Genomic DNA, 15194 nt, shown 5'->3' with positions numbered 1-15194 from the left:
CCCCGTTCAGTGAGACATCTGCTGTGAGCCTGCGTGCCGAGCCATCGCTGCCGTCCTCGGCAGCATCCGGGTCCGGCGCCGACATTCGGCGTCCGGACCTGCTTTTCGTCGACCCCGAGCCCGACGTCGACCCCTCGCCCGACGAGGTGGACTGGTCGGCCTGGCAACCCCCGGGCGAGCCGGGGCCGGTGGTCGCCGTCACCGCGGTGCTGGTCGCCCACGACGGCGCCGCCTTCCTGCCACGCACCCTCGATGCCGTCGAGGCGCAGTCCCGGCGGCCTGACCGGCTGATCGCCGTCGACGCCGGGTCGGCCGACGGCAGCGCCGACATGCTTGCGCTGGCCACGCCCGACCTGGTGCGGGTGGCTCCGCAGACCGGTTTCGGCGATGCCGTCCGGGCCGGTCTCGCGGCGGTCGGCAACCAACAGCGGACGACGGAAGAACCGGCTCCGGAACAGCTTTCCGTGGCCTCCGGGGGTTCGCCGGTGGAGTGGCTGTGGCTGCTGCACGACGACAGCGCCCCGGCGCCGGACGCCCTGCGCCGGCTGATCGAGGAGATCGACGCCGGGCCCTCGATCGGGATCGCCGGGTGCAAGCAGGTCAGCTGGTCCGACGACCACCGGCTGCTCGACGTCGGTTTCAGCACCTCGTTGTTCGGCGCGCTGGTCACCGGGGTCGACGTGGACGACATCGACCAGGGCCAGCTCGACCACCGCAGCGACGTGCTGGCCGTCGGCACGGCGGGAATGCTGGTGCGACGCGATCTCTGGGACCGGCTGGGCGGTCCCGACCCGGCCCTGCCGAACGCCCGCGCCGACCTCGACCTGTGCCGCCGGGCCCACCTGGCCGGCGAGCGGGTGGTGGTGGTGCCGTCGGCCGTGATGGCGCATGCGCGGGCGAGTTCGTCGGGCCTGCGCGGTGCTTCGGCCGGAAGTCCGGACGCCGCCGAGGCCGCGGCCACCACCTGGGCGCGGCGGGACCGGCAGGCCGCGATCCATCTGCGGCTGGCCTGGGCCCGGCTACCGATGCTGCCCCTGCTGCTGGTCTGGCTCGGTGCCGCCGCGGTGCTGCGGGCCCTGGCCCGGCTCACCCTGAAGCAGCCGGACCGGGCGCTGGCCGAGCCGGTGGCCTACCTGCTGGCGGCCGGTCGGCCCGCGGCCTGGATCCGGGCCCGCGGGCGAATCCGCCGCACCCGCCGGGCCTCTCGTATCTCCCGCCGCGAGTACCGCCGTCTGCTGGCCGGAACCCGCCCCACCCTGCGTCAGCGTCGCGACCGGTTGTCGTCGTACCTGCGGGCGCAGGAGGAGGCCTGGGCCGAGCAGCCCGGCGCCTGGCCGGAGGGGACGGGGCCCGGGCCGGACGAGCCCGGTTCCTGGCCGGACGAGGTGGGCCGGGCCGGCGCGGGAACCGGGGTTGGCGCGGTGGGCGTGGCCGGTGCGGGGAGCGGGGCCGGCGCTGGGAGTGAGGCCGGCACGGTGGGCGCGGCCGGGAGCGGTTTCCGGAGGCGCGGTGCGGGGGCGTCGTCGAGGCGTGGCTGGTCGGTGCGCCGACCGCGCGTCGACGAGATGGCCCAGACCCCGACCAGCACCATCGACGGCGACAGCGGCGGAGGTCATGGCGGTTCCGCGGCGAGCGGGGCCGGGGGGATGGTCGTCGACCTGCGCGGTCCTGGCGGCATCGACCTCACCGGTGCCGGTGACCTGCCGGGCACGATCGGCCCCGGCACCCGCAGCTGGTGGGGCGGGCGGGCGACCGGTTCGCACGACGGACCCGGACGCGCCGAGAACCCTCTCGACGCGGCCCGCCTCGGTGAGCCCCGACCGGACGGGTCGCAGATCGGTGAGTCCCGGGTCGGTGAGCCCCGGCGGGATGTCCGTCGGCGTGGTGAGTCCGGGCGTGCGGTGTCTCGGCCCGGTGGACTCCGCATCGGTCGAAACCGTTCCGGCGACCCTCGCCCTGCCGAAACCCCCACCATCGAAAGCCGTTCCGCCGAAACCCGTTCCGCCGAGACCCGCCCCGGCACGAGCGGTCCCGGCGCGAACCGTCCGGATGTCACCCGGTTCCGGGACCCCGACGAGATCCGGTTCGACGACGAGCGCGATCTGCCCCGCCGCCGGGCCTCCTCCCGGATCGGGCTGCTGGTGGCCCTGGTCACCGGCACGGCCGCGCTGGTGGCGCTGCGGGTGCTGCTGCGCGGCACCGGAACCCCGGTGGGTGACGCGCTGATCCCGGCACCCGCCCGGGCGTCCGAGCTGTGGGCGCTGGGGATGTCGGGCTGGCGCCCGGCCGGTCTCGGGCTGGCGGCGACGGCCGACCCGTTCGACCTGGTGCTCGCCCTGATCTCCTGGCCGTTCGCCGGTTCCACCTCGGCCGGGGTGCAGTTCCTGCTGATCGGCGCCCTGCCGCTGGCCTCGCTGGCCGCCTGGTGGGCCGCCGCGGCGCTGACCCGCTCCCGCGCGCTGCGGGCCTGGGCCGCGCTGGTCTGGGGGGTTTCGCCGTCCCTGATGGTTGCCGTCAGCGCCGGACGGCTGGGCGCGATCGTGGCGCACCTGATGCTCCCGCTGACCGCACTGGCGCTGACCCGCACCGTCGGACTGCGCCCGGCCGAACCGGCCCGGCCCGGTCTGGCCCGGCGCCGGAGGGCCTCGATGGCCGCCGCGTCCGGTGCCGGGCTGGCTCTGACCGTGCTGATCTCGGCCGCACCGGCCCTGGCCGGGCCTGCGCTGGTCGCCGTGCTCGGGCTGGCCGTGCTGGCCCGGGCGGGCCGGCGTCTGCTGATCTGGACCGTCGCCGTGCCGGCTGTGCTGCTGGCGCCCTGGTGGACGGCGGTGGCGGCGGACCCGCGTCTGCTGCTGGCCGAACCCGGCGGGGCGAGCGCCCTGACACCCGGGGCACCCGGCTGGGCGGCGCTGCTGTGGCCGTCCGACCCCGCGGTGATCGCTCACGGCCCGGTGCACCGGCTGGCCCGGCTCGTCGCCGAGCTGACCGGTGTCGGTGATGCCACCGGGTGGCTGCGGGCGATGGCCGTGCTCGTGGTGGTGCCGCCGCTCGTGCTGGCGGTGCGCGCGGTCACCGGTGGACGGCGCCGGCGGGTCACGCTCACCGCCGGTCTGCTCGCGCTGCTGGCGCTCGGGGTCGCGGTGGCGGTCCCGGTGGCCGACACCCGGCAGGGCGCCGACGGTCTGCTGCGCGGCTGGTCCGGGCCGGCGGTGTCGCTGCTCCTGCTGGCTCTGACGACTGCCACGCTGGCACATCTGGACGGCGCCGCCGGGCGCCTGCGCGCCCGCAGCATCGGGGCCGCGCACTGGGGCGCCGTGACCATGGGGGCGCTGGCCGTGCTGATGCCCCTGCTCACCCTCACCGCCTGGGCGGCCGACGGCTGGACCGCCGGCCCGAACCGCTGGGTGCACCGCACCGACCCGGAGGTGCTGCCCGCCGTGGCCGCCGCCGAGGCCGACGGCGACGCCGCCACCCGCACCCTCGCCGTGCAGCCCACCGCCGATGGCGTGCGCTGGACCCTGTACCGCACCGGCGGTCCGCGGATCGGGCAGGAGTCCGCCGCCACGCTCACCCCCTCGGCCGCCGCCGCGCGGGACGCCGCCGACGAGCCGGTGCTGCTGACGATCGGCGCCCTCCTGTCCGGCTCGGCGCACGACCAGCGGGACCGGTTCGCCGACCTGGACATCGGCTCGGTGCTGCTGCTCACCGGCCGGCCCGCCGACCCGGACGGCGTCCAGGCCGCGATCGCCGCCCTGGACGTCGCGCCCGGCCTGGTGCGGGTGAGCGAGACCGGAGACCAGGTGCTGTGGCGCGTGGAACCGGAGGCCGAGGCGGGTTCCACGCCGTCCCGGCCGGCCCGGGCACGGGTGGTGTCGGAGGACGGCGACGTGCTCACCACCGTCCCGGCGCGGGACACGGACTTCACCGCCGAGCTCGGCCAGGGCGAGGCGGGCCGGTTGCTGGTGCTGAGCGAGCGCGCCGATCCGGGCTGGACCGCGACGCTGGACGGGTCCGGCCTGGAGCCGGTCACCCGGGCGGGCTGGGCCCAGGCGTTCGAACTGCCCCGGCACGGCGGCACTCTGGTGGTGCGGCACGACGACCCGGCCGGCGAGGCCCTCGGCCTGGCCCGGCTCACGGTGCTCGGGCTGGCGCTGCTGGTGGCGGTGCCGTTGCCCCGGCGCCGGCCGCGCCTGCTGCCCCCGCCGAAGGCCTGGCGGCCGCAGCGGCAGCCGGTGCAGGTTGCGTCGGGCAGTACCGGGCGCCGGGTGCGGCGTCCGGAGCAGCCGGTCGCGGGGCAGGAACAGAATCAGGCGGGGGCCGACGGCCCGGTGAGCGCCTACGCCGAGCACCAGGCCCGGATGAACGAACTGGCCCGGCGCCTGGCCCTGGAGGCCGCGGACGCGGAGGACCCGATGACGGCCCGGCCCTCCCGCCGGCGTCGCCGGGCGGCCCGGCGGGCTGCGGAGGCGATGGCGGCTGAGGCGGCTGCGGAGGCTGCGGAGTCCGGGTCTGCGGCATCGGCTGCGAGATCTGGGACTGCGGAAGCTGAGTCTGTGGCTGTCGGGGCGGCGGCGGCCAGGGTGGCAGCGGCGGAAGACGCGAAAGCGGCTGCGACCGTAGAGGTGGCGGATGCGGGGACAGCGGACGCCTCTGCTGCCGAGCTGGGGGAGGAGGCACCGGCTACGGAGGCCACCCCGCTCCCGGTGGTGTCGCCGGCCGCCCCGGAACCGGCGCACCAGGCGCACCCTCTGCGTCCTGGGCGGGGCGAAACCACCCGGTCGCTGCCTCCGGGGCCGCGGGCGTCGGGTGAGAACCGGCTGGGGACGGGGGCGATTCCGGTGCCGGAAACCCCTGCCGAAGCGGGCGATTCACGACCGGCCGAAAGCGCGCCGAACCCGGCGGGTCCGGCCGATACCGCAGAGCATGAACCCCGAAATGGGGACACGGCAAGTCAGGTCCCGGCGGGAGAGACTGCGGGGGAAGCGGTTCCGCGGCGGGGCGGTGAGCCCGGGGAGGACGAGAGTTCGTGAATCAGCGCGTGCGTGGGGTGCTTTCGGTGACGGGAGTGCTGACGGTGGCGGGAGGTATCGCGGTCGGGGCCGCGATGCTGCCGGAGGAGATCGGGGTGCGCCCGGTGTCCACCACCCTGCCGAGCATGATCACGGCTCCGAGACTGGCCTGCACCGGGCCGGAGACGCTCGTGGTGCCGGACGGCGGCAAGGCCGTCAGCCCGGAGGCCGGGGTGCTGGTCAGCGCCCTGCTGTCCTCGGACGGCCCGGCCGGGGCGTCGGTGGCGGCCCGGGGTCAGGAGTCCGGCACGATCCGCCAGCTCAGCGAGGCCCTGCCGGAGAGCGACGTGGCGGTGCACCCGGGCCGTGAGCTGCTGCTGGACACAGGCCGCAAGGACACGGCCGTCGGCGCGCTCTCCACCTGGGCGCTCGGCCCGGTCGTGGTCACCGGCGACAGCGAGAAGCCGCAGACCGTGCCGGAACTCGCCGCCGTGCAGTCGACCGTCACGGGCAAGGGTGACCTGCGGGGACTCTCCGCCAGCCGTTGCGACCAGAGCTCTGCCGACGCCTGGCTGGTCGGTGGCGGCACGGTCACCGGCGAACGGCTGCGGCTGGTGCTGTCGAACCCGACGGCGGCCACCTCGGTGGTCGACGTGGTGGTGCTCGGCGAGGGCGGCCGGGTGGAGGCGCCCTCCGGGGTCGGCGTGGTGGTGCCGGCCGGCCGCCAGACCCCGCTGTTCGTGGACGCTCTCGCACCCGGCCAGGAACGGGTGGCCGTGCACGTGGTGGCCCGCAACGGTCAGGTGATCGCCCGCATGCACGACTCGGTCCTGCGTGGGCTGGTCGCCGGCGGCGTCGACGTGGTCTCACCTGCCGCCGCCCCGGCGAAACGGCAGATCGTGCCGGGCATCTCGCTGGTCAACGGCTACTCCAAGACGGCCGGCGACACCGCCGCGCCGGGATCCACGTCGATCCGGGTGGCGGTTCCGGGCAGTGAGGAGGCCGTGGTGCGGGTGCGGCTGCTCGGCTCGACCGGCGAGATCGACCTGCCCACCTCCGGCGTGGTCAATGTGCCCGGCGGTGGGGTGGCCGACGTGCCGGTGTCGGGCATCGCCTCGGGCACCTACACCGCCGTGGTGGACGCCGACGTGCCGGTGATCGCCGGCGCCCGGGTCGGCCGCCCGCCCGCGGCCGGACACCAGGCCACCGAGTTCGGCTGGGCCCCGGCCACTTCCGTGCTGGAAGACAGCGGCTACGCGGTGCTGCCGCCGGGCACCCGCTCGACGGTCTCGCTGGCCTCACCGGGCCGGGGCGGCAGCCTCACCCTGACCCCGCTGGACGCCGGGGGCGAGACCCTGGAACCGATCGACGTGCATCTGAAAGACGGCACCGCAGCGGCTTTCGCCCTGGACGAGAAGGCCGCGGCGTTCCGGGTCTCCCGGCTCGACGGCGGGCCGGTGGCGGCGTCGGTGGTCTCGACCGGCAGCGACGACTCCGGCACCACGATCACGGTGCTCGGCGTGGATCCGGCGCGGTCGGGTCAGGCCCCCTCGACGGCGATCGCCGACACCCGGGTCGGTCTGCGCTGACCGGGCCCAGCTGATCAGCTGTCGCGGTTGTAGCGCGGGTCGACCTCTTCGGGTGTCAGGTTGAGCAGGTGCGCCACCTGCTCGACCACCACGCTCTGCGCCAGCTCACCGATCTCCTGCGGCTCGGCGGCCCGGGTCTCGACCGGCCTGCGGTACACCACGATGCGCGGCGGCAGGGTGCCCTCGGCGGGGAAGAACCGGCCGAGCGGCACCTCGCCGTGCTCCCACGGAGCCGGGTCGCTCGGGGGCACGTCCTCGACCGCGAACTCCACGTCGTCGAGCTCACGCGACCAGCGGCCGGAGAGCCGGTCGACGGCGTCGAGCACCAGGTCGTCGAAGCGGTCGGCCCGGCTGCGCCAGGCCGGCACCGTGCGGGGGAGCAACTGCCCGCGGATGCCCCGGCCCCGCCGGTCACGTCGCCTCGGCCGCCGGTCGCCGGCGCCGGTCGGCCGGCCCGCCGCGCCAGAAGGCTTGTCTCCCGCACCAGAGGGTCGGTCTCCCGTGCCGGGGGAAGGCACCGGATCCGGGATCGCACGAGGTCCGGCCACCCGTCGAGCGTACTCCGCGCGCCCTTCCGCTGCCGCGTCGGTGTCGCGTCGGTGTCGTGCTCATGCATCCGGCCCGAGCCCGTGCGGAGCGGTGAACAGCACGTCGAACAGGCGTTCAGCGGGCGTCACCTGGCCAAGATCTTCAACGGCATCCGTGACGTCCGGGGACGGATCGGGCAAGATGAGGGTCGCCATCCCGTTCGCACCAGAGGTTCTCGGTGAACGTAACGGCTTGGCGACGACACGGATCGGGTGGCGTGCCGGTGCGACCGGTGCGTCTGATGAGGGAGTAACTTCTCAATCGTGAGTGGAGTGCGCCGTTGTTCCCGGACCGCTTGCCAGCGGGTAGCGGTTGCCACCCTCACCTATGTCTACTCCGACTCCACCGCTGTGCTGGGGCCGCTGGCCACGTACGCCGAACCGCACTGCTACGACCTGTGCGCGGTGCACGCGGAGCGGCTCACGGCCCCTCGCGGCTGGGAGATCGTGCGGCTGGCACCTGGTGAGTTCACCCCGCCCCCGCCGTCCCACGACGACCTGCTGGCGCTGGCCGACGCGGTGCGCGAGGCGGCCAGGCCACCGGCGGCCGAGCTGCCGCCCGACGCCGACGCCGAGCTCTCCACCGTCGAGGTGGGGCGCAGGGGGCACCTGCGGGTGCTGAAAGATCCCGTCCTGGGTGAGCCCCTGACCTGAGTTCCGGCAAAATTGAGGACGACGCTGAGCTCCGTACGAGCTCAGCGTCGTCCTCAATTTTGTGGTTTGCCAGGTGGAGCGCCGATTGCCGGGACACTCCGGTGGCTCAAGGTGCCGGTGTGACCCGCCGAATGACAGGGAGCATCGCAGCAGCCCGCGTCCGGGTGAAGGCCCGGCGACGTGGTCACCTCCCTGTCGTCCGACGAAGGATTGCCCCTCCATGTCTCCTCAGTCCCGGACCTCTTCGACCGCCGCGACCTCCACGGCGGACCCCGGCGGTGCATCGGGCAGTGGTTCGAGCGCGGCCACGCCGGCCCGCGGACGTCGCCGGGGGAGGGTGACCGGCCCGACCATCCCGCTCGGCTCCCTGACCCAGCGTGAGCACCGCAGCGAGATCCAGTGCCAGGCCTGCGGCAGCACCCGGGTGACCCGGCTGTCGATGAACCTGACCGACGGCACGCCGGTGGAGTTCACCTCGTGCCACCGCTGCGAGCACCGCACCTGGGAGCACGGCGGCGACGCCCTGACGGTGGCCTCGGTGCTCGACAAGGCGCGCCGGGTGTAGACGTGTCGGGCTGAGTCACGGCAAGGCCGGCTTTTGCCGTGACTCAGCACGAGCCGCCCGCCGGACGAGTCAAAAACGCGTTACGGACGTCTCGCTCAGGCCCGTTCCGGCCGCCCGGCCCGGATGCCTCAGCTAATCTGCCCCGGTGGCCCAGCTCACCGAAATCGTCAAAGCCAACGACATCCGCGGCCTGGTCGGCACCCAGCTGACCGAGCGGATCGCGCGCGCCCTCGGCTCGGCGTTCGCCCGGGCGGTGCTCACGTCGAACCCGGACGGGCCGCCCGGACGGGTCCTGATCGGCCAGGACATGCGCGACTCCGGCGAGTCGCTGGTGCAGGCCTTCGCCGAGGGGGTGACCGGGGAGGGCGCCGAGGTGGTGAAGATCGGGCTGTGCAGCACCGACGGCCTGTACTACGCCAGCGGCGCCTTCGACGCGCCCGGCGTGATGTTCACCGCCAGTCACAACCCGGCCAGCTACAACGGGATGAAGATGTGCCGCGCGGGTGCCCGGCCGATCGGTCTGGACAGCGGCCTGGCCGAGATCCGTGACCTGGCACAGGCCCTGCTCGACCACCCGACCTGGGGCACCCAGGAGCAGGCGGACACACCCGAGCCGGAACTGCGGGGTGCCGTCACCACGCAGGACACGCTGCGCGGATACGCCGAGCACCTGCGCGGCCTGGTGCCCCTCACCTCGCGGCGCAGGCTGAAGATCGTGGTGGACGCCGGTAACGGGATGGCCGGCCTGACCGTGCCGGCCGTGCTCGGCGCCGCGATCGGCCTGCCCGAGCTGCCGCTCGAGATCGTGCCGATGTACTTCGAGCTGGACGGCACGTTCCCCAACCACGAGGCCAACCCCCTCGACCCGGCCAACCTGCGCGACCTCCAGCAGGCCGTGCCCGCCCACGGCGCCGACCTGGGCCTGGCCTTCGACGGCGACGCGGACCGCTGCTTCGTCATCGACGAGCGCGGCGAGCCGATCAGCCCCAGCGCCATCACCGGCCTGGTCGCGGCCCGGGAGATCGCCAAGGAGCGTGCCGCCGGCCGCCAGGCCACGGTGATCCACAACCTGATCACCTCCCGGGCCGTGCCCGAGGTGATCGCGGAGAACGAGGCCAGGGCCGTGCGCACCCGGGTCGGGCACGCCTTCATCAAGGTCGAGATGGCCAAGTACGACGCGGTGTTCGGCGGCGAGCACTCGGCGCACTACTACTTCCGTGACTTCTGGTTCGCCGACACCGGCATGCTCGCCGCGCTGCACGTGCTGGCGGCGCTGGGTGAGCAGGACGGCCCGCTCTCGGCGCTGGTGGACCAGTACGAGCGCTACACGCCGAGCGGTGAGATCAACTCGGTGGTGTCCGACGTGGACCAGGCCACCGAGCGGGTGGCCGCCGCGTTCGAGGGCCGGCCCGGTGTGAGCGTGGACCGGCTCGACGGCCTGACCGTCAGCCACGAGGCCGACGCGCCGAGCGGTGACGGCAGCTATCCCGGCCTGTGGTGGTTCAACCTGCGGCCGAGCAACACCGAGCCGCTGCTGCGCCTGAACTCCGAGGCCGCCGACCCGGAGGTGATGGCGGCGCTGCGCGACGAGGTGCTGGGACTGGTCCGGGTCGCCGAGCCGGCCGTCGATGCGCGAGGATGATCCGGTGACCGCTATCGAACCGTGGCTGCGGGAGATCCTCCGCTGCCCGAGCTGCCGATCCGCCCTGACCGACGGTCAGGCACCCGACTCCGCACCGGAACTCCAGTGCACTGGCTGCTCGCTGGCCTACCGCATCGACGACGGCATCCCGGTGCTGCTGGTGGACGAGGCCCGCACCCGTTAGTTTTCGGGTCCTGCGTGTATCCAGCGACCTCGGCGGGGAGAGAAACAGCGTCATGGCACTCGACGAACAGCTGCTCGACGACCCGGACGGCCTGACCGCCGCCGACCCTTCCGGCAGCCTGCGGGCCCTGGCCATGGCCGGGGCCCAGGTCCGCATGGCCCTCTCGGCCACGGCCGAGGCCGGCATCGCCAAGGTCGTGGCGGACGGCCGGCCGCGCGCCGTGGTCGTCGCCAGCCTGGGCGGCTCGGCGGTGGTCGGCGACATCCTGATCCTGATGGCCGGCAGCGGTGCCCCGGTACCGGTGTCGGTGCGGCGGGGTCTTCCGCTGCCCGGCTGGGTCGGCCCGCTCGACCTGGTCGTCGCCGTGTCCATGTCGGGCCGTGCCCCGGGCCCCCTCGGCCTGGCCGCCGAGGCCGCCCGCCGGGGTTGCCGCCTGCTCACCGTCGGCGCCCCCCGTTCCCCGCTCGCGGAGGTGTCCGAGCGCACCGGTGGCGTACACGTCGCCGTCCCGCGCAGCGACACCCCGGCCGCCCGGGCGTCCCGCATGGGGCTGTGGTCGCTGGCCGTGCCGATGATCTCGGTGGCCCACGAGCTCGGTCTCACCGACGCCTCCCACGAGGTGCTGGAACGCGTCGCCGACCGGCTCGACGAGCAGGCCGACAAGTACCGGCCCTCGTCCGACGCCTTCGTCAACCCGGCCAAGTCGCTCGCCCTGGAACTGTCCGGCGTGATGCCGGTGGTGCTCGGCGACGGTGACGTCACCGGGGTGGCCGCGCTGCGTGCCGTGTCCATGCTGGCCCGCACCGCCCGGGTGCCCGCGATGCGTGGCGCCCTGCCCGACGACGCCGGTGACGTGGTCGCCACCTTCGACGGCCCGCTGGCCAAGCGGCCCGCGGCCGACATCTTCGCCGACCCGGAGTTCGACGACGTGCCCGCGGCCTCGCCGCAGATGCGCCTGCTGCTCCTGCGCGACGCCGCCCCGACCCTGGACCGGCCGGACGGCTCCTGGCTGGAGACCGCCCGCACCGCCGACGCCGTGCGGGCCACCGCGGAAGACGCCGGGGTGCGTGTCACCGAGGTGTCCGCCGATCCGGGGCACCCGCTGGAGCGGCTGGCCGACCTGGTCTCGCTGACCGACTTCGCCTCCGTCTACATGGCCCTGGCCAGCGGAATCGACCCACTGACCTCACCGCACGTGGCCGACCTGCGCGACCGCACGCACTAGGCCGGCCGGTCCCCGCCAGGGCTCGAAGGGCCGTTCGGCAGGGCAAGTAGTAGGTTTCTCCCGCTTGGGGGTCGTAGAGCGTGGGAGAGAACAGCACATGTCCACCGAAGGTGGTTCCAAGGCGATCATCGCGGCGCTCGGCGCCAACCTCGGTATCGCCGTCACCAAGTTCATCGCCTTCGGGCTGACCCAGTCCAGCTCGATGCTGGCCGAGGGCATCCACTCGCTGGCCGACTCGGGCAACCAGGTGCTGCTGCTGGTCGGTGGCAAGCGGGCCGAGCGCAAGGCCAACGCGGAGCACCCCTTCGGCTACGGGCGCTCGCGCTACCTGTACGCGTTCATCGTCTCGGTGATCCTGTTCAGCGTCGGTGGCCTGTTCGCCCTGTACGAGGCCTACCACAAGTGGGAGCACCCGGAGCCGATCGAGAACTGGCAGTGGGTGCCCGTCGTCGTGCTGCTCATCGCCATCTCGATGGAGGGCTTCAGCCTGAGGACGGCGATCAAGGAGGCCAGTCCACAGCGCGAGGGCCGCAACTGGTGGCGGTTCATCCGGGAGACCAAGTCGCCGGAGCTGCCCGTCGTCCTGCTCGAAGACACCGCGGCCGAGCTCGGCCTGGTGTTCGCGCTGTTCGGTGTCTCGCTGACGCTCGTCACCGGTGACGGGCGCTGGGACGCCGTGGGTACCGCGATGATCGGCCTGCTGCTGATCGTCGTGGCCGGCATCCTGGCCACGGAGACCTCGTCGCTGCTGGTCGGCGAGGGCGCCGACGCCGCTGACCTGGCCCGGATCAAGGCGGCGCTGGTCGGCGACGGGGTGAACGGCGTCATCCACATCCGCACCATGTACGTGGGCCCGGACGAGCTGATGGTCGCAGCCAAGATCGCGGTGGTCCCGACCGAGTCGGCCGTCGAGGTGGCCGACGCGATCAACGAGGCCGAGGTGCGGGTGCGGGCCGCCGTGCCGGAGGCGAAGCTGATCTTCCTGGAACCCGACATCGCCCGCTCGTAGCGGTATCAGATCCGGTGCGGCGTGTCTCACGATCGGTTGTGGGGCACGCCGCACGCTTCTTTGTTGCTCCGTAGCCACTGTCATAGGGGTGCTTTAACGCTGTGGACTGCGATAACGCTGACCTAGCAGGCATTTGACTGTGGATTCGGTTTCGGTGGGTAGCGTCTGACTGGTTCCACCCCGTACAGATCCGACCGAACCTGTTTCCTCATGCCCGGAGGCCGTCGTGCGCGCTGACCCCGCACCCCGCACGCTTCGACCTGTCCTGCCGCACCAGGCCCGGCACCCGGATCGCTGGTCCGCCCGCCCGCAGGACTTCAAACCCCAGCGCTTCGGCTGGTTCGGCCGCTGGTCACGGCGGTCGCGGCTGTTCGCCACCGCGATCATGATCGCCTCCCTGGCCCTGGTCGGGGCCCTGGTGATCAGCTCAGCCCAGGCCGTCAAGGCGGTCGCCGGCACCAACGACCAGTCGCGCTACGGCCGTTCCACCCAGCTCCAGCCGCTCTACGACCCCGAGGTCACCACCGAGCCCGGTTACCTGCCGGGTTACCAGCCCTGATCCGGGCGGTCGCGCCTGCATAGGATGACTGGTCCGGTCGATCGGCCGGTTCCGGCGCCGACCTCCCGGAGGGCAGCATGACCGCAGCACCCCGCACCGGTGGTGGCCGCCGTCCCCCGCAGCACGTGCACCCGCGTGACGTCAGCATCGAGACCGCGCTCGCCGCCCTGGCCGACCCGGTGCGGCTGTCGATCGTGCGGTGCGTGGCCCAGGCCGGTGACTGGGAGCTGCCCTGCGGGTCGTTCGCGGTCGGCGTGGGCAAGGCCACCCTCAGCCATCACTTCACCGTGCTGCGGGAGGCGGGCCTGGTGGAGCAGCGCGACGAGGGCGCCCGGCGCACCATCCGGCTGCGCCGTGCGGAGTTCGACGAGCGCTTCCCCGGTCTGCTCGGGCTGGTGCTGCTCCCGAGTGCGGAAACGGGTGACGTCGTTGCGGGCTGACGTCGTCATCAGGTGTGAAGGTTCTGAAACCAAGACCCGATTGCTATCGTGGTGAAGGTTCCGGCGTAGGTGATGCCGACGGCCCAGAGGGGCCGCGCCGGGTCTGGCAAGGCGCACGATCCGGCCGGGTGGTTTGTCATACCCGGAACCGTCTTCTGCGCTGCCATCGACCCGACCACCCACGACTGGTGACATCCATTTCTTCCAGTCGCATCCGACGATGCCGAAGGATTCACACATGACGTTCGACTACAAGGTCGCCGACATCTCCCTGGCCGAGGCCGGCCGCCACGAGCTGCGCCTGGCCGAGCACGAGATGCCCGGCCTGATGGCCCTGCGCGCCGAGTTCGGCGAGAGCAAGCCGCTGACCGGCGCCAAGATCACCGGCTCGCTGCACATGACCGTGCAGACCGCCGTGCTGATCGAGACGCTGACCGCGCTCGGCGCCGAGGTCCGCTGGGCCTCCTGCAACATCTTCTCCACCCAGGACGCCGCCGCCGCGGCTGTCGTCGTCGGCCCGAACGGCACCGTCGACAACCCGCAGGGCGTGCCGGTGTTCGCCTGGAAGGGCGAGACGCTGGAGGAGTACTGGTGGTGCACCGAGCAGATCGTGAACTGGCCCGGTGGGGAGGGCCCGAACATGATCCTCGACGACGGCGGCGACGTGACGCTGCTGGTGCACAAGGGCGTCGAGTTCGAGAAGGCCGGCGCCGTGCCCGCCACCTCCGCGGACGACTCGGAGGAGTACGGCGTCATCCTCGACGTGCTGCGCCGCTCGCTCGACGAGGACAAGGGCCGCTTCACCAAGATCGCCGCCGGCATCAAGGGCGTCACCGAGGAGACCACCACCGGCGTCCACCGCCTCTACGAGATGCAGCGCAACGGCACGCTGCTCTTCCCGGCGATCAACGTCAACGACTCGGTCACCAAGTCCAAGTTCGACAACAAGTACGGCATCCGGCACTCGCTGGTCGACGGCATCAACCGCGGCACCGACATCCTCATCGGTGGCAAGGTGGCCGTGGTCTGCGGTTACGGCGACGTCGGCAAGGGCGCGGCGGAGTCGCTGCGGGGCCAGGGCGCCCGCGTCATCGTCACCGAGGTCGACCCGATCTGCGCGCTCCAGGCCGCGATGGACGGCTACCAGGTCGCCACCGTCGAAGACGTGCTGGCCGTCGGTGACTTCTTCATCACCACCACCGGCAACTTCGACGTGATCACGGCCACCCACATGCAGGGCATGAAAGACAAGGCCGTGGTGGGCAACATCGGCCACTTCGACAACGAGATCGACATGGCCGGCCTGGCCAAGGTTCCGGGTGTCACGAAGACCGAGATCAAGCCCCAGGTGCACGAGTGGACGTTCCCCGACGGCCGCTCGATCATCGTGCTGTCCGAGGGCCGTCTGCTGAACCTGGGCAACGCCACCGGTCACCCGAGCTTCGTCATGTCGAACTCGTTCTCCAACCAGGTGATCGCGCAGATCGAGATCTTCACCAAGCGCGAGGAGTACGACACCCAGGTGTACGTGCTGCCCAAGCACCTGGACGAGAAGGTGGCCCGGCTGCACCTGGACGCGCTCGGCGTGAAGCTGACCACGCTGTCCAAGGCGCAGGCCGAGTACATCGGCGTGCACGTGGAGGGCCCGTTCAAGCCGGAGCACTACCGCTACTGAGCCTTTCGGCTGCCGACGCGCCCTCTCCCCGTCGTGGGGGAGGGCGCGTTTCCGCG

General features: G+C 73.0%; 13 protein-coding genes. 11 read left to right on the top strand and 2 right to left on the bottom strand.

What is annotated here, in order from left to right:
• The first annotated feature begins 23 nt into the window (after positions 1-23).
• Together KIH74_RS37750 and KIH74_RS15445 are read left to right on the top strand one after the other, a co-directional pair.
• Positions 24-5030 carry a glycosyltransferase gene (locus KIH74_RS37750; RefSeq protein ID WP_214156635.1) on the top strand — a complete coding sequence of 1669 codons (5007 nt, stop codon included), beginning with the start codon at positions 24-26 and terminating at the stop codon, positions 5028-5030.
• Positions 5031-5056: 26 nt separating this feature from the next.
• The gene (locus tag KIH74_RS15445; protein ID WP_214156634.1) at positions 5057-6598 is read left to right on the top strand and encodes a DUF5719 family protein; all 1542 of its coding nucleotides are present in this window, start codon (positions 5057-5059) and stop codon (positions 6596-6598) included.
• Positions 6599-6612: 14 nt separating this feature from the next.
• On the opposite strand, the gene KIH74_RS15440 is transcribed toward KIH74_RS15445, so the two are convergent.
• Complete coding sequence (locus tag KIH74_RS15440) at positions 6613-6981, bottom strand: metallopeptidase family protein (protein WP_246572472.1); 369 nt, start codon at positions 6979-6981, stop codon at positions 6613-6615.
• Positions 6982-7206: 225 nt separating this feature from the next.
• The gene (locus tag KIH74_RS37745) at positions 7207-7341 is read right to left on the bottom strand and encodes a hypothetical protein (protein ID WP_281417925.1); all 135 of its coding nucleotides are present in this window, start codon (positions 7339-7341) and stop codon (positions 7207-7209) included.
• A gap of 108 nt (positions 7342-7449) precedes the next feature.
• On the opposite strand from KIH74_RS37745, the gene KIH74_RS15435 reads away from it, so the two are divergent.
• The 9 genes from KIH74_RS15435 to ahcY all read left to right on the top strand — a co-directional run bounded on the left by KIH74_RS15435 (position 7450) and on the right by ahcY (position 15138).
• Complete coding sequence (locus tag KIH74_RS15435; protein ID WP_308113801.1) at positions 7450-7839, top strand: DUF3499 domain-containing protein; 390 nt, start codon at positions 7450-7452, stop codon at positions 7837-7839.
• Positions 7840-8176: 337 nt separating this feature from the next.
• Positions 8177-8404 carry a hypothetical protein gene (locus tag KIH74_RS15430; protein ID WP_214156633.1) on the top strand — a complete coding sequence of 76 codons (228 nt, stop codon included), beginning with the start codon at positions 8177-8179 and terminating at the stop codon, positions 8402-8404.
• Positions 8405-8549: 145 nt separating this feature from the next.
• Positions 8550-10046 (top strand): phosphomannomutase/phosphoglucomutase, encoded by a 1497-nt coding sequence (locus KIH74_RS15425; protein ID WP_214156632.1) that lies wholly within the window; start codon positions 8550-8552, stop codon positions 10044-10046.
• Between the two features lie 4 nt (positions 10047-10050).
• Positions 10051-10230 carry a Trm112 family protein gene (locus KIH74_RS15420; protein WP_246572471.1) on the top strand — a complete coding sequence of 60 codons (180 nt, stop codon included), beginning with the start codon at positions 10051-10053 and terminating at the stop codon, positions 10228-10230.
• A 52-nt stretch (positions 10231-10282) separates the two neighbouring features.
• The gene (locus tag KIH74_RS15415) at positions 10283-11455 is read left to right on the top strand and encodes an SIS domain-containing protein (protein WP_214156630.1); all 1173 of its coding nucleotides are present in this window, start codon (positions 10283-10285) and stop codon (positions 11453-11455) included.
• Positions 11456-11552: 97 nt separating this feature from the next.
• Positions 11553-12464 carry a cation diffusion facilitator family transporter gene (locus KIH74_RS15410; protein WP_214156629.1) on the top strand — a complete coding sequence of 304 codons (912 nt, stop codon included), beginning with the start codon at positions 11553-11555 and terminating at the stop codon, positions 12462-12464.
• Between the two features lie 226 nt (positions 12465-12690).
• Positions 12691-13023, top strand: a complete 333-nt coding sequence (locus KIH74_RS15405; protein ID WP_214156628.1) for a hypothetical protein — start codon at positions 12691-12693, stop codon at positions 13021-13023.
• Positions 13024-13100: 77 nt separating this feature from the next.
• Positions 13101-13463 carry an ArsR/SmtB family transcription factor gene (locus KIH74_RS15400; protein ID WP_214156627.1) on the top strand — a complete coding sequence of 121 codons (363 nt, stop codon included), beginning with the start codon at positions 13101-13103 and terminating at the stop codon, positions 13461-13463.
• 238 nt (positions 13464-13701) lie between these two features.
• Positions 13702-15138, top strand: a complete 1437-nt coding sequence (gene ahcY / locus KIH74_RS15395; protein ID WP_214156626.1) for an adenosylhomocysteinase — start codon at positions 13702-13704, stop codon at positions 15136-15138.
• Positions 15139-15194 lie beyond the last annotated feature (56 nt).

Origin of the sequence: Kineosporia corallincola (assembly GCF_018499875.1) — a bacterium.
In the GTDB taxonomy this organism is placed as follows: Bacteria; Actinomycetota; Actinomycetes; order Actinomycetales; family Kineosporiaceae; genus Kineosporia; species Kineosporia corallincola.
This window is presented reverse-complemented; position numbering and strand designations above follow the sequence as displayed.